Genomic DNA, 17,325 nt, shown 5'->3' on the forward strand with positions numbered 1-17,325 from the left:
TGCCACCGGAAACCGCACGCCCCTGCTTCGCGCCGGCAGGCGCCCTAGCGGGAGCCCTCCGCGCGCTGCTGCTCGCGGTACTGCGGGACGGACAGGCCGCCCCGGCCCCAGTTCTCTAGTTCGACCTCGTCGATGACGACGAACGTCGAGTCCAGCGGCTTGTCCAGCACGTCCAGCAGCAGCCGGCTGACGCCGGCGATGAGCGCCGCCTTCTGCTCGGCGGTCGCGGCCGTCGTGCCCGGGGTGCTGCCCTCGCGGGTGATCTGGATGTTGACGATGGGCATGATCGGTCCTCTTCGGTGGTCGGGCGGGTCAGTGGCCGGCGTTCTGGCCGCCGTCGACGTGCAGGATCTCGCCGGTGACGAAGGGCGCCGACTCGAGGAACAGGACCGCGCCGACGATGTCGTCGGTCTCGCCCATCCGGCCGACGGGGTGCAGCCCGGCGTAGGTCGCGTGGGACTCGACCGCGTGCATCGGGGTCTTGATGATGCCCGGCGCGACGGCGTTGACCCGCACGCCACGGGTCGCGTACTCGATGGCCAGGGACTTGGTCGCCGAGTTGAGGCCGCCCTTGGTCAGTGACGCGAGCACGGACGGCACGTTCTTGTCGGCCTGGTCGACCAGGCTGGTGGTGATGCTGACGATGTGACCGCCGCCGACGGTGAGCATGTGCGGCAGCACCCGCTGGGTCAGGTGGAAGAACCCGGCGAGGTTGATCCCGGTGACCAGCGCGAGGTCGTCGTCGGTGTAGTCGGTGAACGGCTTGGCGATGAAGATGCCGGCGTTGTTGACCAGGGTGTCGATGCGCCCGAAGCGGTCCAGCGCGGCCTGGGTCACGCGCTCGGCGGTGTCGGCGTGGGCGATGTCGCCCTGCACGGTCACGATGTCCGGATCGCCGGAGGCGGTGATCGAACGCGAGGTGGCGACGACGCCGTAGCCGAGCTTGCGGTATCCCTCGACCAGGCCCGCGCCGATGCCCTGGGACGCACCGGTGATGACGGCGACCTTCTGCACGTTTTCGAAGCTCATGGTTCTTTTTCCTTTGCTCTTCGCGGTGACCGGAGGCGGACTAGACGACCGGTCTACTAAAAGGTAGATGACTGGTCGTGTATCGTCAATGCCATGGGCAGGACGAGTGACGCGCGGAACAAGATCCTGGAAGCGGCCCGCACGCTGATCGAGCAGCGGGGCTACTCGGCGCTGGGCGTCGCGGAGATCTGCACGGCCGCCGGCGTGCCGAAGGGCAGCTTCTACCACTTCTTCGCCTCGAAGCAGGCGCTCGCGCTCACCGTCATCGACGAGCACTGGGCCGCCCAGCAGGCGCAGTGGAGCGAGCTGCTCGGCAGTGCGCGCGCGCCCCTGGAGCGGCTGCGCGACCTGTTCGAGGCGACCGAGGAGTTCCAGCGCGCGGGCCGGCAGGAGGCGGGACTGGTCGTCGGCTGCCTGTTCGGCAACCTCGCCGCCGAGCTCAGCAACCAGGTCCCGGAGATCCGCGACCGGCTGCAGGAGATCTTCGAGGCGCAGATCGACATGATCGAGAAGGTGATCGTCGAGGCGAAGGACGCCGGGCAGGCCGGCCCGGCGGTCGACACCCGCGACGCGGCACGCTCCATCGTCGCCCAGATCGAGGGGCGGGTGCTGCTGGCTAAGCTGCTCGACGACCCGGCCCAGCTCGGCACGCTCTGGCAGAACAGCCTCGGCCTGCTCCAGGTGCCGGCAGCGGTCCGGCCCGCAGGAGTCTGAGCGGCCCGCTCGTCGTCCGGGCAGGCCGCTGACGGATGGGGGACAGCGGGCCGTGCCGGAGCGCGCCCTCGTCTAGCCTCGCGGCCATGACCTACCTCGACACCCCCGCCGAGTCGCCCCTGTACGCGGACCAGACCGGCTACATCCCCAACTACCTGCGGGTGTTCGCGCTGCGGCCCGACGTGTACGCGGGCTGGCAGCAGCTGGCCGGCAGCGTGCGCGACGGCATGGACCTGCGCCGGTACGAGCTGGTCACCGTCGCCGCCGCACGGCGGCTGGGTTCGGACTACTGCACCCTCGCCCACGCCAAGGTGCTGCGCGAGCGCTTCTACGACGAGCCGCGGCTGCGCGCCATCATCGCCGACCACCACAGCGCCGGGCTCGACCCGGTCGACGTCGCGATCATGGACTTCGCCGGCAAGGTCGCCGCCGACCCGACCACCGTCACCGACCAGGATGCGGCTCGGCTGCGCGAATTCGGGCTGTCCGACACCGACGTGCTGCAGATCGTGCTCGCCGTGTGCATCCGCCGCTTCTTCAGCGGGGTGCTGTCCGCCGTCGGCGCCGACCCCGACGACGCGCTGCGGGCGTAGCGGCCGCGCCGGCGCAGTCGAGGCCGTTGACTGTCCGGGCGGCAGGCGTCGTTCGCGCTGGGTCAGGCGGGCGGGCCGTCTCCCCGCAGCCGGGTCCGTGCCGGCCGGTGCGGCCCCGCCGACCAGGCGGCAAGGAACCGCAGCGCCTCCGCCGACGGCGAGTCCGCCTCGGCGGTGTACACGAACAGGGTCTGATCGGGGTCGTCGCCTACGCCCAGCGCCTGGAAGTCCAGCTCCATCGGTCCGGCCACGGGATGCTGGAAACGCTTGCGCCCGAACGCGCGCGCCCGCACCCGTTGGTCGCGCCACCAGCGCCGGAAGTCGTCGTCCTTGGCGGACAGCTCGTCGACCAGCTCGGTCAGCGCCGGGTCGTCCGGCCAGCGCGCGGCGTCCATGCGCAGGTAGGCCACACATTCCCGGGCGGCGGTGGCCCAGTCGGCGTACAGGGCGCGGCAGGTGGGGTCGGTGAAGGCCAGCCGGACGAGGTTGCGCCGGCCCGCGGGCAGCGTGCCGAAGTCGGCCAGCAGCGCCGCTCCGAGCGGGTTCCAGGCCAGCACGTCCATGCGGCGGCCGAGCAGCAGCGCCGGAAACTCGGACAGGCCGTCGAGCAGCTGCCGGGTCTGCGGCCGCACCCGCTGCGGCGGCGGGCGGGTGGCGGCCGCCGACCGGGGCGGCCGCGCCACGCGCATCAGGTACTCGTGCTCGTCCGGACGCAGCCGCAGCCCTTCGGACAGGGCCTGCAGCACCTCCGCGGACACCCGGGTGGCGCGCCCCTGCTCCAGCCGGACCAGGTAGTCGACGCTCACATGGGCCAGCAGCGCCAGCTCCTCGCGCCGCAGCCCCGGCACCCGCCGCGGCCTGCCGCCGCCGGGCAGGCCCACATCCTCGGGACGCACCCGCGCCCGGCAGGCACGCAGGAAGTCGCCCAGCGTGAGGTCGACGGGCTCCTGGCTGCTCATACCCGCCATTATCGGCGCGGGCTGCCGCCCCTGCCTGGTACTGCCGGACCCAGGAACGCCAGGCCCGGGGCGAACGGATGCCTGGTCCGCGTCGATGCGTCCGGGGACAGTCGAAGGCGACCACCGGGCCGCACGGCCCACTGCGAAAGGCACTTCCGTGACCACATGGTTCATCACCGGCGCGTCCCGCGGCTTCGGCCTGGAGATCGCCAGGCAGGCCCTCGAACGCGGCGACGACGTCGTGGCGACCGCCCGCGACCCCCAGGCCGTCGAGAAGGGCCTGCCCGGCTTCGCCGAGCAGTTGCTCGCCGTCGCGCTCGACGTGACCGACGAGCGGCAGGCACGCGACGCGGTCGAGGCGGCGACGGCCCGGTTCGGCGGCATCGACGTGCTGGTCAACAACGCCGGGCGGGGACTGCTGGGCGCCGTCGAGGAGGCCGCCGACGCCGAGGTCCGCGCGGTCTTCGACACCAACGTTTTCGGGCTGCTCGCGGTCACCCGCGCGGTGCTGCCGGTGATGCGTGCCCAGGGCTCGGGCCGCATCGTCAACATGAGTTCGGTCGGCGGGTTCGTGTCCTGGCCGGGTTGGGGCGTCTACTGCGCCACGAAGTTCGCCGTGGAGGCGATCACCGAGTCGCTGCGGTTCGAGGTCGGCCCGTTCGGCGTCCAGGCGATCGCCGTCGAGCCCGGCCCGTTCCGCACCGACTTCCTCGACTCCAGCTCGCTGCACCGGACGGCGAAGGAGATCGCCGGGTACGGCGACAGCGCCGGTGCGATGCGGTCGTGGGCCGACGGCGCCAACCACGCCCAGGACGGCGACCCGGTCAAGGCGGCGACGGCGATCCTCGCCGTGGTGGACACCGAGGCGATGCCCGCCCGGCTGGCGCTGGGCGCGGCCGCGGTCGCCGACATCGAGGGCAAGCTCATGTCGGCGCGCTTCGAGCTCGACACCTGGCGCGAGATCTCGCTGACCACCGACTACGCCGCGGTGTGAGCGCCGGAACCTCCGGTCGGGACGGGAGACCGGCAGTCCCGACCGGACGGCCGCCTGCCGTGGGGGAGCGGCGGCTCAGCTGTTCCAGCGCAGCAGGACGGGTGTCTCGCGCTCGAAGCCGAGCACATTGAGGGTGGCCGTCTCCAGGCGGAACAGCGCGCCGTCCTGCGGGGGCAGCCCCAGCCAGCGGGCGGTGAGCACCCGCAGCAGGTGGCCGTGCCCGACGAGCGCGACGTCGCCGCTGGCCAGCATGGTCCGGGCCCGTTCCAGGACGCGGTCACAGCGGGTGCCGACCTGGGCGGCGGTCTCCCCACCAGGGCAGCCGTGCTGCCACAGGGTCCACTCGGGACGTTCCTGCCGGATCTCGACCGTGGTGCGGCCCTCGTACGCCCCGTAGTTCCACTCGAGCAGGTCGTCGTCGGTGGCGGTTATCTCCAGCCCGGCCAGCGCCGCGGTGCGCACCGCCCGCTGCAGAGGGCTGCACAGGACCGCGGCGAACGCCCGCCCGGCCAGCCGCGCGGCCAGCCGGGTCGCCTGGCGTTCACCCTCGGCTGTCAGGGGCAGGTCGGTGAAGGAGGTGTGGCGACCGCTGGCGCTCCACTCGGTCTGCCCGTGCCGGACCAGCACGATCTCTCGCATGGCGCCGATCCTCCCGCTCGTGTTCCTGAGGACACGTTAGCGGTGGTCAGCACCGGATCGCGTGGTTTCGACCCCTGAGTCTCACTCCTAGCGTCCTAGGATGACTTAGCGGTAGTGCGCCGTAGCTCAACCCCAGCTCAGCACCGGTGCCGGGTAGGGTTGATCTTGATGGTTCCGCCTCCGGGAGCCGCCGGGCTCACAGAATTGAGGTATGACGGACGAGCCGCTCATGCCGCACTACGCGAGGGTCGACCAGAGCCCGCCGCAGATGCAGGCACGGCTCGTGGCATACCTCGACCGGGCAGCCGCCTACCGGGCGATCGCCGACATCCGGGCGAGGGCGTCCGAGACGATGCACGTCAAACCCGGCCACCGCGTGCTCGACGGGGGCTGCGGGCTGGGGGAGGAGGCCTGCGCGCTGGCGCTGCTGGTCGGCGCGGACGGCCGGGTCGACGGCGTCGACAACTCGCGCAGCATGCTGTCGCTGGCCGCCCAGCGCTACGAGCGGTGGCACCAGACCCACCCCGACGCGGGCCAGGTTCGCTTCGTCACCGGTGATCTGACCAGGTTGGACTATCCGGCCGGCGTCTTCGACGCGGTGCGGTGCGAGCGTACGCTGCAGCACCTGCCGCAGGCGGAGGCCGTGATCGCGGAGCTGATCCGGGTGACCCGGCCGCAGGGGCGGATCTGCCTGGTGGACACCGACTGGGAGTCGCTGGTCTTCGACGGGCTGCCGGTGGAGGTGCTCACGCCGATGATGTGGCGGCTGCGGCACCACAGCGTGATGTGCAACCCGACGATGGGCCGCACGCTGCGCAACCGGCTGCGCCGGTTGGGGGTGCGGGAGCTCGAGTGCCACCCGATGACGATGTGCTTCACCGACCCGGCCGAGGCGCACCACGTGGTGCCGTACTTCGACCGGGACATGCTGCTGCACATCGTGGGGGAGGAGGACGGCGACACCACGGCGATGGTGGACCGCTGGCTGGACGCCGTCCACGAAGCCGACGAGCGGGAGGACTTCCTGGTGGCGTTGACGGTCTGGGTGGTCGCGGGCACGGTCCCCGCCTGAGGCCGGGCAAGGCCGTGGTCCGGCTAGAGGCGGATGCCGGGCGGCACGGCGAGCGGGCGGTCGGGTGTGGCTAGCAGCCGCCAGGTGCCGCGGCCGCAGATCACGGCGGCGACGACGAGGGTGGCGGCGACGAGCAGCCCGGCCTCCTCGCCGACCCAGAGCGCGGCGTTCGGGCCGGAGGCGGCGGGGTCGAACGCGGCCTGGATGACGCTGTTGTAGGCGGCGTGCAGGGTGATGGGCGGCCAGATGCTCCCGGTCTCCAGCCGGGTGCGGGCGATCACGTAGCCGGTGGCGATCGCGCTGATCAGGAAAACCAGCACGGCCAGCCAGGTGTACGGGTGGCCGCCGTAGACGAACCCGGTGAGGATCAGCGGGACGTGCCACAGTCCCCAGATGAGCCCGCTCACGAAGACCGGCCTGGGCACACCGGCCTGGATGAGCCGGGTGAGCAGGTACCCGCGCCAGCCGATCTCCTCGCCTGCCGCGGACAGGGCGCTGATCACGGTGCCGATGGTGGCGGCCAGCAGGAGGCGGCCGCCGAAGCCGCCGAACGCCGCGGGCGCGGTGAACCGGGCGAGTCCGGTGAGCCAGGCGGCGCCGTAGGCGACGGCGCCGACGGCCAGCGGGAAGGCGATGCCGAGGGCCATCCAGGGCAGGGTGCGGTGGGCGGGTCCGAACCGGAAGGAGACGTCGGCGAAGCCTTCGTTCAGGACGAGGCGGGTGACGACGGAGGCGGCGGCGACGGACCACATGACGGCGTACACCCACCAGGGGTTGGTGGTGGCGGCGAGGATCGACTGGAAGATCGCGGCGAAGACGGCGACGAGGATGAGGAAGACGGTCAGTCCGCGTCGGGCCTGCCGGCGGGTGTCGACGACGGTGCTCGCCATGTCCTCAGTATCGAGAACGGCCCCGCCTCCAGCTGCGGAAACAGCGGAGGCGGGGCCGTTCGTCGGAGCTGGGCTCAGGCCTGGACGGCGAGCTGCTCGTCCATCTGCTTGCGCCACCACTTCTGGCCGGACTCGGGCAGGGTGTCGATCGGGTCGTAGTACGCGTAGCGCTGGGACAGCACGTCGACGTTCTGGTCGGCCTCGATGGAGGTGCGGTAGTTCTTGGTCCAGTACGAGATGCCGTTCTCGCGGTCGTACTCGGTGACCATGTGGACCCAGCGCTTGCCGACGAACGGCACGTCGCAGACGATGCGCGGGGTGGCGTAGCCGGGCAGGTAGCCCATGATGTCGTGCTGGAGCTGCTGGGCGGCGCCGACGGAGACGCGCCAGTGCTCGGCGTTGGGGATCATGTCGCACATGTAGAAGTAGTACGGCAGGATGTTGGCCTCGCCCTGCAGCGCGAAGCAGAGGTCGAGCAGGTCGGGCGAGGTGGCGTTGACGCCGCGCATGAGCACGCCCTGGTTGCGTACGTCGCGGACGCCGACTTCGAGGGCCGTCTTCGCGGCACGGGCCACGGTCGGGGTGATCGAGTTGGCGTGGTTGACGTGGGTGTGGATGGCGAGGTTGACGCCGCGCCGGCGGGCGGTGCGGGCGACCCGCTCCAGACCCTCGACGACCTCGGGCTGCAGCCAGTGCTGGGGCAGGCCCATCAGGGCCTTGGTGGCGAGCCGGATGTCGCGGATGGTGTCGATCTCGAGCAGGCGCATCAGGTACGACTCGAGGTTCTTCCACGGGACGTTGGCCACGTCGCCGCCGGAGACGACGACGTCGCGGACGCCGGGGTGGGCCTTGAGGTAGGCGATGTGCGCGTCGTAGCGGTCGACGGGCTTGAGGGTGAGCTTGAGCTTCTCGACCGCGGGGGTGGAGTTGCCGACCAGGTCCATGCGGGTGCAGTGGCCGCAGTACTGCGGGCAGGTGGACAGCAGCTCGGCGAGCACCTTGGTGGGGTAGCGGTGGGTGAGGCCCTCGGCGACCCACATGTCGTGCTCGTGGAGGCTGTCCCGGCTGGCGTGCGGGTGGCTGGCCCACTCGGTGAGCCGGTCGGAGGCGACCGGGATCATGTAGCGGCGCACCGGGTCGGCGTAGAACGCCTCGGTGGTCAGCTCTTCCCGCGCCATGGTGTTGATCATCTGCGGGGGGACCAGCATCGACATCGTGGCCAGAGCCTTCTGGTCGTCCTCGAGGTCGGCGTAGAAGGTCTCGTCGACGGTGTCGCCGAGCACGGCGCGCAGCTGCTTGATGTTCTTGATGCAGTTGACGCGCTGCCACTGCGCCGACTCCCACTGCGCGGGGGTGACGTCGCGCCAGCCCGGGAACCGGGTCCAGTCCGGTTCGATCAGCTCTACGCGGCGGTACTCGTAGGGTTGCCCAGCGTTCATCGGTGGCCTCTCCTTTGCGGTCCCGTTGACCATACTGGAAGTTCTTCGGCCTACCAACTAGTCTGCCGTAGAATTTCCCGCACACGTCAAATCTAACCGCAATATTGGTTTTGATCACGCGGCTGCACTTCACTTTTTAGGAGAACCGGACAATGACGTCACCGATCGGCCTGCACCGGGTCCTGGAACCGAGCGGGGTATTGCCCCAGGCGGCACTTCGCTTGGACAATTCGTCGGAAATCGGGGCAGACGAGGTGCGTATCGCCGTCGAGCGGCTCAACCTCGACGCGGCGAGCTTCCGGCAGCTGGCCACCAAGCACGCCGGCGACGGCGCGGCGGTCCGCGCCGAGGTCCTGGAGATCATCGGCGCGCGCGGCAAGATGCAGAACCCGGTCACCGGCTCCGGCGGCATGCTGATCGGCACCGTCGAGGCCGTCGGCCCGGACTCCCCGCTCGGCCTCAAGGCCGGCGACAAGGTCGCCACCCTGGTCTCGCTCACGCTGACCCCGCTGTCGATCACCGACGGGCTCAAGCACTGGGACGGCGGCAGCGAGCAGGTCCCCTGCGAGGGCCACGCGATCCTGTTCGCCCGCTCCATCGCCGCGGTGCTGCCCGCCGACATGGACCCGGAGCTGGCTCTGGCCGTCATGGACGTGTGCGGCGCGCCCGCGCTGACCGCCCGGGTGGTGGCACAGTACGACGCCCCGACCGTCGCGGTGATCGGCGGCGCGGGCAAGAGCGGCTCGCTGTCGCTGGCCGCCGCCAAGGCCGCCGGCGCGAGCCGGACCGTCGGGGTCGTCCCCGTCGAGCGCGAGCGCACCATCCTCGAAGGCGCGGGCCTGGCCGACGTGGTCGCGCTGGCCGACGCCCGCAACCCGGTGGCCCTGGCCGAGGCGGTCACCGCGGCGCTGGGCGGGCGGGCCGCGGACGTGACCGTGGTCTGCGTGGACGTGCCCGGCTGCGAGCACGGGGCGATCCTGTCGACCGCCGACGGCGGCACCGTGATCTTCTTCTCGATGGCGACGAGCTTCGCCGCCGCCGCGCTCGGCGCGGAGGGCCTGGCCGCGGACGTGACGATGCTGGTCGGCAACGGTTATGTGCCCGGTCATGCGGCGTACGCGCTGGATCTGCTGCGGCAGGTTCCGGCGGTGCGGGCGATGTTCGAGTCCCGTCTGCACCACGAGGCCTCGCGGGCCACGTCCGGCACGGCAGACTGACCTCATGCAGATCTCCGCCTTGCCGGCCGAGCGCACGACGCTCTGGCACAACGCCGTAGTCCGCAGCCCCGCTGATCCGGGCGCCACGGCACTGCTCACCCGCGGCCAGCAGATCGTGTGGCTGGGCCCGGTCGCCGACGCACCCAGGGCAGACCTGCGGGTCGACCTGGGCGGGGCCCTGGTCACGCCGGCTTTCGTCGACGCGCATGTGCACGCCACCGATACCGGCCTGGCCCTGGCCGGGCTGGACCTGTCGGCGGTGCGCAGCGCGTCGGAGCTGCTCAAGGCCGTGGCCGAGTTCGCGTCCGGGCTGGGCCCGGAGGCCGTGGTGCTCGGGCACGGTTTCGACGAGAGCACCTGGGGTGCGGCGCAGACCCCGCCGACCGCCGCGGAGCTGGACCGGGCCGCGGGCGGGCGCAGCGTGTACCTGTCCCAGGCGTCCATCCACTCGGCGCTGGTCTCCTCGGACCTGCTGGCCCTTTCCACGGACGCTCCCGGGTTCGACGCGTCGGGGTGGGTGCGCCGCGACGCGCACCACGTGGTGCGGGCGGCCGCGTTCGGGCAGATCACCATCGTGCAGCGGCGGGACGCGCAGATGCGGATGCTGCGGCACGCGGCGAGCCTGGGCATCGCGGCGGTGCACGAGTGCGGCGGGCCGGGCACGTCCAGCGAGGACGACTTCACCGAGCTGCTGCGCCTGTCGGGGCAGGGGCTGCCGGAGGTGTACGGGTTCTGGGGCGAGCTGATGGGCGCGGCCAAGGCCCGGGAGCTGGGTGCGGTCGGCGCGGGCGGGGACCTGTACGCCGACGGGGCGCTCGGTTCGCGGACCGCGCACGTCGGCGAGGACTACCTGGACGGCGAGCGCGGCTGCGGGCACGGGTACGTGACCGTCGAGCAGGTGCGCGACCACCTGCTGGACTGCCACCGGCACCGGATGCAGGGCGGTTTCCACGCGATCGGCGACGCGGCGATCTCGACGGTGGTGGCCGGGTTCGCGGCCGCCGACGAGGTGCTGGGCACCGATGCGCTCCGTGACGCCCGGCACCGGGTGGAGCATGCCGAGATCATGGACAAGCGGCTGATCGCGGCGTTCGTGGAGTACGGCATCGTCGCGTCGATGCAGCCGGCATTCGACCGGCTGTGGGGCGGCGAGCACCAGATGTACGCCCAGCGGCTCGGGGTGGCGCGGAGCCTGGCGTCGAACCCGATGGGGCAGATGCACAACACGGGCGTGGCGCTGGCGTTCGGGTCGGACAGCCCGGTGACGCCGCTGGACCCGTGGGGCAGTGTCCGGGCGGCGATGCAGCACTTCAACACCCATCAGCGGATGAGCGCGAAGTCGGCGTTCGCGGCGCACACCCGTGGCGGGTGGCGTGCCGTGCACCGCGACGCCGAGGGCGTGCTGGTGCCGGGCGCCCCGGCGACGTTCGCGGTGTGGCGTGCCCCGGCCGGGTTGTCCGGCACCCTTCCCAGTCTTGAGCAGCACGATGAGCTGCCGGTCTGTGTCCGTACCGTCCTGCGTGGAGAAACGATCTATGAGCAGCAATAAACTCGGTCTCGATCCGGCGCTGGTGCACCGGGCGCGGGCGCTGGCGGCGAAGGCCGGGCGGCCCGTGGTGGACATGGCGCGTTCGCACACCACCGTGTCGGTGGAGCGGGCGGTGCTGCGGCTGTCCGGGGTGACCGGCGCCGACCCCGACGGCATCCCGTGGGTGAACCGCCTCGTGGACGCGGTGCGCAACGACGTCGGCCTGGGCCACGGCGTGGCGCTGCCGGTGTTCCACGCCCTGGCCGAGCACGGCCTGGAGCCGACGGCGGCGGAGCTGACCCTGCTGGCGCAGAAGGCCGCCGCCGGTTCGGTGCGCTTCGACCTGCCCACCGGCAAGGCCGTCACTGCGGCGAAGAAGGCGTCCCGGCGGCAGGTCGCGGCGGGCATCAAGCAGATCGACCGCAACCGCGCCGACCGCGACAGGATGATCAAGCGGTACGGCGACCCGAAGCAGCGGCCGTGGATCTACCTGATCGTGGCGACCGGCGACATCTACGAGGACATCCCGCAGGCGCAGGCCGCGGCCCGCGCGGGCGCGGACGTCATCGCGGTGATCCGCTCGACCGGGCAGTCGCTGCTGGACTACGTGCCCGAGGGCGCGACCCGGGAGGGATTCGCGGGCACGTACGCCACGCAGGAGAACTTCCGGCTGATGCGGGCGGCGCTGGACGAGTCGAGCAAGGAGCTGGGCCGCTACGTGCGGCTGACCAACTACGCCTCCGGCCTGTGCATGCCCGAGATCGCGACGCTGGCGGGCCTGCAGCGGCTGGACATGATGCTCAACGACTCGATGTACGGCATCCTGTTCCGCGACATCAACCCGATCCGCACGTTCGTGGACCAGCGGTTCTCCCGCCAGATCCACGCCCGCGCCGGGATCATCATCAACACGGGTGAGGACAACTACCTCACCACCGCCGACGCGGTCGAGGCCGCGCACACCGTCACCGTGTCGCAGCTGCTCAACGAGTACTTCGCGCACGAGGCCGGGCTCGCGGACTGGCAGCTGGGCCTCGGGCACGCGTTCGAGATCAACCCGGAGCTGCCGGAGTCGTTCCGCCTCGAACTGGCGCACGCGCTGCTGGCCCGGGAGCTGTTCCCGGACGCGCCGCTCAAGTGGATGCCGCCGACCAAGCACATGACCGGCGACGTGTTCCGCGGCAACCTGCTCGACGGGTTCTTCAACCTGGTCGGCGCGCTGACCGGGCAGGGCATCCTGCTCGTCGGCATGATGACCGAGGCCGTCGTCACGCCGTGGCTGTCCGACCGCGACATCGCCCTGCAGAACGTGCGCTACGTGCTCGGCGCGGCCGGCAACCTGCACGAGGACTTCGTGCCCGCCCCCGACGGTTTCATCCAGCGCCGCGCGCACCAGGTCCTCGACGAGGCCATCGACCTCCTGGAGAAGATCGAGGACGACACGCTGCTCAACGCGATCGCCGACGGCACGTTCGGGATCATGAAGCGGCCCGCGCACCGCGGCAAGGGCCTGGACGGTGTCGCCGAGCACGACGACGGCTACTACAACCCGGCCACCGAGATCCTGGAGACCCCCGCCAAGGAGGAGCAGTGAAGACGGTCATCCGCCCGTACGGCGACACCACCGGCGACGGCATGACCCAGGTCAGCTTCACCCTGCCGCTGCCGCACGACAAGAAGGCCGAAGGCGCGGCGCTGCAGCTCGCGGCGAAGATGGGCCTGGAACCGGCGATGCTCGTGCACGCCAAGCAGATGGGCGACGGGTTCACCTTCTTCGTGATCTACGGCAGCGTCCGGCACCTGGTCGAACTCGACAAGGTCCAGGTCGTCGAGCGCGACTTCCCGCTGCTGACCGCCAAGGAGGTCAACACGGTCGTCAAGCAGAAGATGCGCCGCAAGCTGTCGGTGGTCGGGGCGTGCATCGGCACCGACGCGCACACCGTCGGCATCGACGCGATCCTCAACCTCAAGGGCATCGCCGGTGAGAAGGGCCTGGAGTACTACCGCGAGCTGAAGGTCGTCAACATGGGCGCCCAGATCACCGTGCCCGAACTGGTCGCCGCGGCGAAGGCGGAGAAGGCCGACGCGGTCCTCGTCTCGCAGGTCGTCACGCAGCGCGACGCGCACCTGCACAACACCCGCGAGATGTCGGCGGCGTTCCGCGAGGCCCTGCCGGCCGACAAGCGGCCGCTGCTGATCGTCGGCGGGCCGCGGTTCGACGAGCTGATGACCGACGAGCTGGGCGTGGACCGGATCTTCGGCCGCGGCACGACCCCGCGCGAGGTCGCCAGCTACCTGGTCCACGCGCTGATCACCGAGAAGACCGAACGGAAGAAGGCAGTCGCAGCATGAGCGTTGGTTACACGGTGACCCACCGCAAGTATGTGCCGTACAGCCACGCGCACTACGCGGGCAACCTCGTCGACGGGGCGTACGCCCTCGCCGCGTTCGGGGACGTCGCGACCGAGGTGTGCATCCGGCTCGACGGCGACGAGGGCCTGTTCGCGTCGTACTCCGACGTGCAGTTCAAGGCCCCGATGCGGGCCGGGGACGTGCTGGAGGTTGTCGCGACGGTGGCCCGGATGGGCACCCGCAGCCGCACCATCGACTTCGAGGCGCGGGTCGTGTGCCGTGGCCGGCCGGACCGGTCCGAGTCGGCGGCCGAGGTCCTCGACCCGCCGGTCACCGCGGTCACCGCGACCGGCACCGTGGTGGTCCCGGCCAAGTGAGCCTGCTGTGCTGTGTCGACGTCGGGTCGACGTTCACCAAGGCGGCCCTGGTCGACACCGGCAGCGGTGAGCTCGTCGCGACGGGTTCGCACCGCACCACCGTCGGCACCGACGTCCTGCACGGCCTCGACGCGGCCGTGCAGGCGACCGGGCGGGCCCCGGACGGGCTGCTGGTGTGCTCGTCGGCCGGCGGCGGCCTGCGGCTGGCCGTCGTCGGGTACGAGCGCCTGGTGACGGCGCAGGCCGGGCACCGGGTCGGCCTGTCGGCCGGGTCGCGGGTCGTGCACGTCGCCGCGGGGCGCCTCGACCGGGCCGGGCTCGCCGAGCTGCGCGCCGCCCGCCCCGACGTGGTGCTGCTCGTCGGCGGCACCGACGGCGGCGACACCGAGACCATCACCCACAACGCGACCCGGCTGGCCAACGCCCGGTGGCGGGTGCCGACGGTGCTGGCGGGCAACGCCGACTGCCGCGAGGAGCTCGCCGCGCTGCTGGCCGGGGCGGGTGTGCCGGTCGTCGCGGTCGACAACGTGCTGCCCGCCATCGGCGTGCTGGATCCCGGCCCGGCGCGGGCCGCGATCCGGCAGGTGTTCCTGCAGCACGTCATCGGCGGCAAGAAGCTGTCCCGGGGGCCGCGGTTCGCGTCGCTGGTGCGGGCGGCGACGCCGGACGCGGTGCTGTCCGGCGTCGAGCTGCTGGCCGCCCGCGCGGGGGAGGACCTGCTGGTCGTCGACGTCGGCGGGGCCACCACCGACGTGTACTCGGTGCTCATCCCCGACGCCGAGCAGCTCGCCGGGGTGCGCGACGAGGTCGCCGGGGTGATGTGGGCGGCCCGCACCGTCGAGGGCGACCTCGGCATGCGCTGGTCCGCGCCCGGTGTCGTGGCCGCCGCCGCCCTGGAGAAGATCATCGGGCCGGACGAGGCGCAGGTCCTGGAACTCGCCGCCTCGGCGCGCGCCGAGCACCCGGGATACGTCGCGGACGACGGCGTCGAACGGGCCGTCGACCAGCGGCTGGCTGAGCTGGCCGTCACGGTCGCGCTGCGCCGCCACGCCCGCGGTGAGGCCGTCGTCGCCGGCGGTCCGCGCCGCGGGGGGCGGGACCTGCGCGCGGTGCGCACCGCGATCGGGTCCGGCGGCGTGCTGCGGCACAGCCCGCCGCCGGTCGCCCAGGCCGTGCTGGGCGCCGGACTGGGCGACACCGCCGGCGGCTGGGCCCTGCCGCGGGCCGCCCGGACGGTCGTCGACGCGTCCTACATTCTGGCCGCGGCAGGACTTCTCTCGGTGGAACATCCTGACGCCGCGGCCGCGCTGCTCGCCGCTGAGCTGGGCTGACATCCCGAACTGCGGTGTTCGTCACGGTGGGTGACCACATCGTGAAATTGACCGTGCGAGGCCGCGCCGGTACCGTCGTGAGGTCCTCCACCGTGCCTGCCGCCTCCCCGGCGGGCGTCGCCGATCCGGCGGCCGGGCACGGCAGGCGCCAGCACCGATCAGTAGAAAACGATCGGCCCCGGGTCAGGCCCCGGACGCCGATCGGCCCGAAGGTCGAGCGCTGGCGCCGTTGGAGTTGGGAGTGCGGGGCGCGGCCTTTCCGGCCGCGCCCCGGCCTTTACCTCGAGCCACCCATCCCCTCGCCGCCGTGCGCGCTGCGGTTTCGGGGAAAGTGGCCCCTTTCCCGCGTCGCAACGTGCAGTTTCCCCGAAACTGCGTGCCCTGCTCCCTGCACGCCCGGCAGGGGGCGGGGAGGGTGGTGGAAGGAGGCGTGAGGGGCGCGGGTGGGCTGTGTAGCCTTGCACCGGCACCCGCCCGCCGATCTTGGCGCGGGTGGCGTACAGGCGCGCCCGGGCGGCGAAAGATTGGTGACGTGGTGACTGTGCAGACCCTCGCTCCGGCGGACGGCGCAACCGGCCCCGACGGCGCGCCCAGCAGCGCGCCCACTGGCGCAGGCGCGCCGCTGCGGCTGCCCGTGGCCCTGGCCCTGGCGGTCGCCGCCGGGCTGGCGCTGCTGGCCGCGTTCCCGCTGTACGGCCTGTGGTGGACCGCCCCCATCGGGGTGGCGCTGCTGGCCGTCGCGGTACGCGGACGCAGGCTGCGCGCCGGGTTCGGCCTCGGCCTGATCACCGGCGCCGTGTTCTTCGGGCCGCTGCTGGCCTGGACCAACCTGCACGTCGGCTACGCCCCGTGGATCCTGCTCACCCTGTTCCAGGCCACCTACCTCGGCCTGCTCGGCCTGGCGCTGGCCTGGGTCAGCCCGCTCGCCCGGCGGCGGCCGTGGGTGTGGCCGAGCGCGATCGCGCTGCTGTGGGTCGCCCAGGAGGCGCTGCGCGACCGGGCCCCGTTCGGCGGGTTCCCGTGGGGCAGGCTCGCGTTCAGCCAGGCCGACGCCCCGACCCTGGCCCTGGCCGGGTACGGCGGCGCGCCACTGGTCACCTTCGCCGTCGCGGCGGCCGGCGGGCTGCTCGCGTACGCCCTCGGCGAACTGATCGCCGCCCGGGCCTGGACGCGCGCCGCGGCCGCGACCGCCGGGGCCCTGGCGGTCACCCTGCTCGGCCTGGTCCTGCCCGCCACCACCCCGGACGGCCCCACCGTCACCGTCGCCGTCGTGCAGGGCAACGTGCCACGGCTGGGCCTGGACTTCAACGCCCAGCGCCAGGCCGTGCTCAACAACCACGTCGCCGCCACCATGGAGCTGGCCGAACAGGTCCGCACCGGGCAGGCCAAGCAGCCCGACCTGGTGGTGTGGCCGGAGAACGCCTCCGACATAGACCCCCTGCGCAACCCGAGCGCCGCCGACGCGATCAACACCGCCGCCCGGGCGATCAACGCCCCGATCCTGGTCGGTGCGGTGCTGTCCGGCCCCGAGCCGGGCCAGTCCCGCAACGCCGGGCTGGTCTGGCCCGCCGACCTCGCCCCCGGTGCGCAGCCCGAGCAGATGTACCTCAAGCAGCACCCGGTGCCGTTCGCCGAGTACCTGCCGCTGCGCCCGATCGTCGAACCGATCGCGCAGGCGATCACCAACCAGGCCAAGCTGCTGCGCACCGACTTCGTCGCGGGCACCGCGCCCGGCGTGCTGACGATGGGACCGGCGAAGGTCGGCGACGTGATCTGCTTCGAGGTCGCCTACGACGACGTCGTCCGCGACACCGTGCTGGCCGGCGCGCAGCTGCTCGCCGTGCAGACCAACAACGCCACGTTCGACGAGTCCGAGGCGATGCAGCAGATGGCGATGGTGCGGCTGCGGGCCGTCGAACACGGCCGGGACAGCCTCATGGCCTCGACCGTCGGTGTGTCCGGATTTGTAACTGCCGACGGAAATGTGCATGATGCATCTGGTTTCAACACCGCTGCGGTACTCGTGCGCGACCTGCACCTCGGCTCCGGCACCACGCCGGCGACGAACGCGGGGCCGTGGCCGGAGTACCTGCTGACGCTCGCGGCGCTCGCGCTGCTGATCGCGGCGGGCGTGGCGCGCAGGCGTCGCGCCGCACCGGTGGAGGACACTGGACAGGCGGTATCGGCATAA

17 protein-coding genes are annotated in these 17,325 nt (G+C 72.1%); 11 read left to right on the forward strand and 6 right to left on the reverse strand.

Going from position 1 to position 17,325, the window contains the following annotated elements; all coding sequences use genetic code 11:
* Positions 1 to 44: 44 nt before the first annotated feature.
* Together HAV39_RS32675 and HAV39_RS32680 are read right to left on the reverse strand one after the other, a co-directional pair.
* Positions 45 to 284: a tautomerase family protein gene (locus tag HAV39_RS32675; protein ID WP_191843034.1), complete on the reverse strand. Its 240-nt coding sequence runs from the start codon at positions 282 to 284 to the stop codon at positions 45 to 47.
* A gap of 28 nt (positions 285 to 312) precedes the next feature.
* Positions 313 to 1,029, reverse strand: coding sequence for an SDR family NAD(P)-dependent oxidoreductase (locus HAV39_RS32680; RefSeq protein WP_191843035.1), 717 nt, complete (start codon positions 1,027 to 1,029; stop codon positions 313 to 315).
* Positions 1,030 to 1,122: 93 nt separating this feature from the next.
* On the opposite strand from HAV39_RS32680, the gene HAV39_RS32685 reads away from it, so the two are divergent.
* Together HAV39_RS32685 and HAV39_RS32690 are read left to right on the forward strand one after the other, a co-directional pair.
* Positions 1,123 to 1,743: a TetR/AcrR family transcriptional regulator gene (locus tag HAV39_RS32685; RefSeq protein ID WP_191843036.1), complete on the forward strand. Its 621-nt coding sequence runs from the start codon at positions 1,123 to 1,125 to the stop codon at positions 1,741 to 1,743.
* Between the two features lie 86 nt (positions 1,744 to 1,829).
* Complete coding sequence (locus tag HAV39_RS32690; protein WP_191843037.1) at positions 1,830 to 2,336, forward strand: carboxymuconolactone decarboxylase family protein; 507 nt, start codon at positions 1,830 to 1,832, stop codon at positions 2,334 to 2,336.
* 62 nt (positions 2,337 to 2,398) lie between these two features.
* Here HAV39_RS32690 and HAV39_RS32695 read toward each other — a convergent pair whose 3' ends face one another.
* Entirely contained in the window at positions 2,399 to 3,295 is an 897-nt protein-coding gene (locus HAV39_RS32695; protein WP_191843038.1) for a helix-turn-helix domain-containing protein, read from the reverse strand.
* 157 nt (positions 3,296 to 3,452) lie between these two features.
* Here HAV39_RS32695 and HAV39_RS32700 point away from each other — a divergent pair, with 157 nt between their 5' ends.
* A complete protein-coding gene (locus tag HAV39_RS32700) occupies positions 3,453 to 4,289 on the forward strand; it encodes an oxidoreductase (RefSeq protein WP_191843039.1) in 837 nt (278 codons plus the stop codon).
* A 75-nt stretch (positions 4,290 to 4,364) separates the two neighbouring features.
* On the opposite strand, the gene HAV39_RS32705 is transcribed toward HAV39_RS32700, so the two are convergent.
* The gene (locus HAV39_RS32705; RefSeq protein WP_191843040.1) at positions 4,365 to 4,928 is read right to left on the reverse strand and encodes a histidine phosphatase family protein; all 564 of its coding nucleotides are present in this window, start codon (positions 4,926 to 4,928) and stop codon (positions 4,365 to 4,367) included.
* A gap of 211 nt (positions 4,929 to 5,139) precedes the next feature.
* On the opposite strand from HAV39_RS32705, the gene HAV39_RS32710 reads away from it, so the two are divergent.
* A complete protein-coding gene (locus HAV39_RS32710) occupies positions 5,140 to 6,000 on the forward strand; it encodes a methyltransferase domain-containing protein (protein WP_191843041.1) in 861 nt (286 codons plus the stop codon).
* A gap of 23 nt (positions 6,001 to 6,023) precedes the next feature.
* Here HAV39_RS32710 and HAV39_RS32715 read toward each other — a convergent pair whose 3' ends face one another.
* Together HAV39_RS32715 and HAV39_RS32720 are read right to left on the reverse strand one after the other, a co-directional pair.
* Entirely contained in the window at positions 6,024 to 6,890 is an 867-nt protein-coding gene (locus tag HAV39_RS32715) for a type II CAAX endopeptidase family protein (protein ID WP_191843042.1), read from the reverse strand.
* Positions 6,891 to 6,964: 74 nt separating this feature from the next.
* On the reverse strand, positions 6,965 to 8,329 hold the full coding sequence (locus HAV39_RS32720; protein ID WP_191843043.1) for a KamA family radical SAM protein: 1,365 nt from the start codon (positions 8,327 to 8,329) through the stop codon (positions 6,965 to 6,967).
* 152 nt (positions 8,330 to 8,481) lie between these two features.
* Between HAV39_RS32720 and kdd the strand changes: the two genes are divergently transcribed.
* The 7 genes from kdd to lnt all read left to right on the forward strand — a co-directional run bounded on the left by kdd (position 8,482) and on the right by lnt (position 17,325).
* On the forward strand, positions 8,482 to 9,546 hold the full coding sequence (gene kdd / locus HAV39_RS32725) for an L-erythro-3,5-diaminohexanoate dehydrogenase (RefSeq protein WP_191843044.1): 1,065 nt from the start codon (positions 8,482 to 8,484) through the stop codon (positions 9,544 to 9,546).
* Positions 9,547 to 9,550: 4 nt separating this feature from the next.
* Positions 9,551 to 11,095 carry an amidohydrolase gene (locus tag HAV39_RS32730; protein WP_191843045.1) on the forward strand — a complete coding sequence of 515 codons (1,545 nt, stop codon included), beginning with the start codon at positions 9,551 to 9,553 and terminating at the stop codon, positions 11,093 to 11,095.
* The gene (gene kamD / locus HAV39_RS32735; protein WP_191843046.1) at positions 11,082 to 12,668 is read left to right on the forward strand and encodes a lysine 5,6-aminomutase subunit alpha; all 1,587 of its coding nucleotides are present in this window, start codon (positions 11,082 to 11,084) and stop codon (positions 12,666 to 12,668) included. Before HAV39_RS32730 ends, kamD begins: the two co-directional genes overlap by 14 nt.
* Complete coding sequence (kamE, locus tag HAV39_RS32740) at positions 12,665 to 13,426, forward strand: lysine 5,6-aminomutase subunit beta (RefSeq protein ID WP_191843047.1); 762 nt, start codon at positions 12,665 to 12,667, stop codon at positions 13,424 to 13,426. Before kamD ends, kamE begins: the two co-directional genes overlap by 4 nt.
* Complete coding sequence (gene kal, locus HAV39_RS32745; protein ID WP_191843048.1) at positions 13,423 to 13,803, forward strand: 3-aminobutyryl-CoA ammonia lyase; 381 nt, start codon at positions 13,423 to 13,425, stop codon at positions 13,801 to 13,803. The genes kamE and kal overlap by 4 nt, the downstream gene beginning before the upstream one ends.
* Entirely contained in the window at positions 13,800 to 15,134 is a 1,335-nt protein-coding gene (locus HAV39_RS32750; RefSeq protein ID WP_191843049.1) for a glutamate mutase L, read from the forward strand. Before kal ends, HAV39_RS32750 begins: the two co-directional genes overlap by 4 nt.
* 535 nt (positions 15,135 to 15,669) lie before the next feature.
* Positions 15,670 to 17,325 (forward strand): apolipoprotein N-acyltransferase, encoded by a 1,656-nt coding sequence (gene lnt / locus HAV39_RS32755; protein WP_373311800.1) that lies wholly within the window; start codon positions 15,670 to 15,672, stop codon positions 17,323 to 17,325.

It is taken from the genome of Catellatospora chokoriensis (genome assembly GCF_011297315.1).
In the GTDB taxonomy this organism is placed as follows: domain Bacteria; phylum Actinomycetota; class Actinomycetes; order Mycobacteriales; family Micromonosporaceae; genus Catellatospora; species Catellatospora citrea.

What these genes read in the sequence shown, in the direction of transcription:
- HAV39_RS32675 (WP_191843034.1), bottom strand. Translation starts at nt 284, where the DNA reads ATGCCCATCGTCAACATCCAGATCACCCGCGAGGGCAGCACCCCGGGC.
- HAV39_RS32680 (WP_191843035.1), bottom strand. Translation starts at nt 1,029, where the DNA reads ATGAGCTTCGAAAACGTGCAGAAGGTCGCCGTCATCACCGGTGCGTCC.
- HAV39_RS32685 (WP_191843036.1), top strand. Translation starts at nt 1,123, where the DNA reads ATGGGCAGGACGAGTGACGCGCGGAACAAGATCCTGGAAGCGGCCCGC.
- HAV39_RS32690 (WP_191843037.1), top strand. Translation starts at nt 1,830, where the DNA reads ATGACCTACCTCGACACCCCCGCCGAGTCGCCCCTGTACGCGGACCAG.
- HAV39_RS32695 (WP_191843038.1), bottom strand. Translation starts at nt 3,295, where the DNA reads ATGAGCAGCCAGGAGCCCGTCGACCTCACGCTGGGCGACTTCCTGCGT.
- HAV39_RS32705 (WP_191843040.1), bottom strand. Translation starts at nt 4,928, where the DNA reads ATGCGAGAGATCGTGCTGGTCCGGCACGGGCAGACCGAGTGGAGCGCC.
- HAV39_RS32710 (WP_191843041.1), top strand. Translation starts at nt 5,140, where the DNA reads ATGACGGACGAGCCGCTCATGCCGCACTACGCGAGGGTCGACCAGAGC.
- HAV39_RS32715 (WP_191843042.1), bottom strand. Translation starts at nt 6,890, where the DNA reads ATGGCGAGCACCGTCGTCGACACCCGCCGGCAGGCCCGACGCGGACTG.
- HAV39_RS32720 (WP_191843043.1), bottom strand. Translation starts at nt 8,329, where the DNA reads ATGAACGCTGGGCAACCCTACGAGTACCGCCGCGTAGAGCTGATCGAA.
- kdd (WP_191843044.1), top strand. Translation starts at nt 8,482, where the DNA reads ATGACGTCACCGATCGGCCTGCACCGGGTCCTGGAACCGAGCGGGGTA.
- HAV39_RS32730 (WP_191843045.1), top strand. Translation starts at nt 9,551, where the DNA reads ATGCAGATCTCCGCCTTGCCGGCCGAGCGCACGACGCTCTGGCACAAC.
- kamD (WP_191843046.1), top strand. Translation starts at nt 11,082, where the DNA reads ATGAGCAGCAATAAACTCGGTCTCGATCCGGCGCTGGTGCACCGGGCG.
- kal (WP_191843048.1), top strand. Translation starts at nt 13,423, where the DNA reads ATGAGCGTTGGTTACACGGTGACCCACCGCAAGTATGTGCCGTACAGC.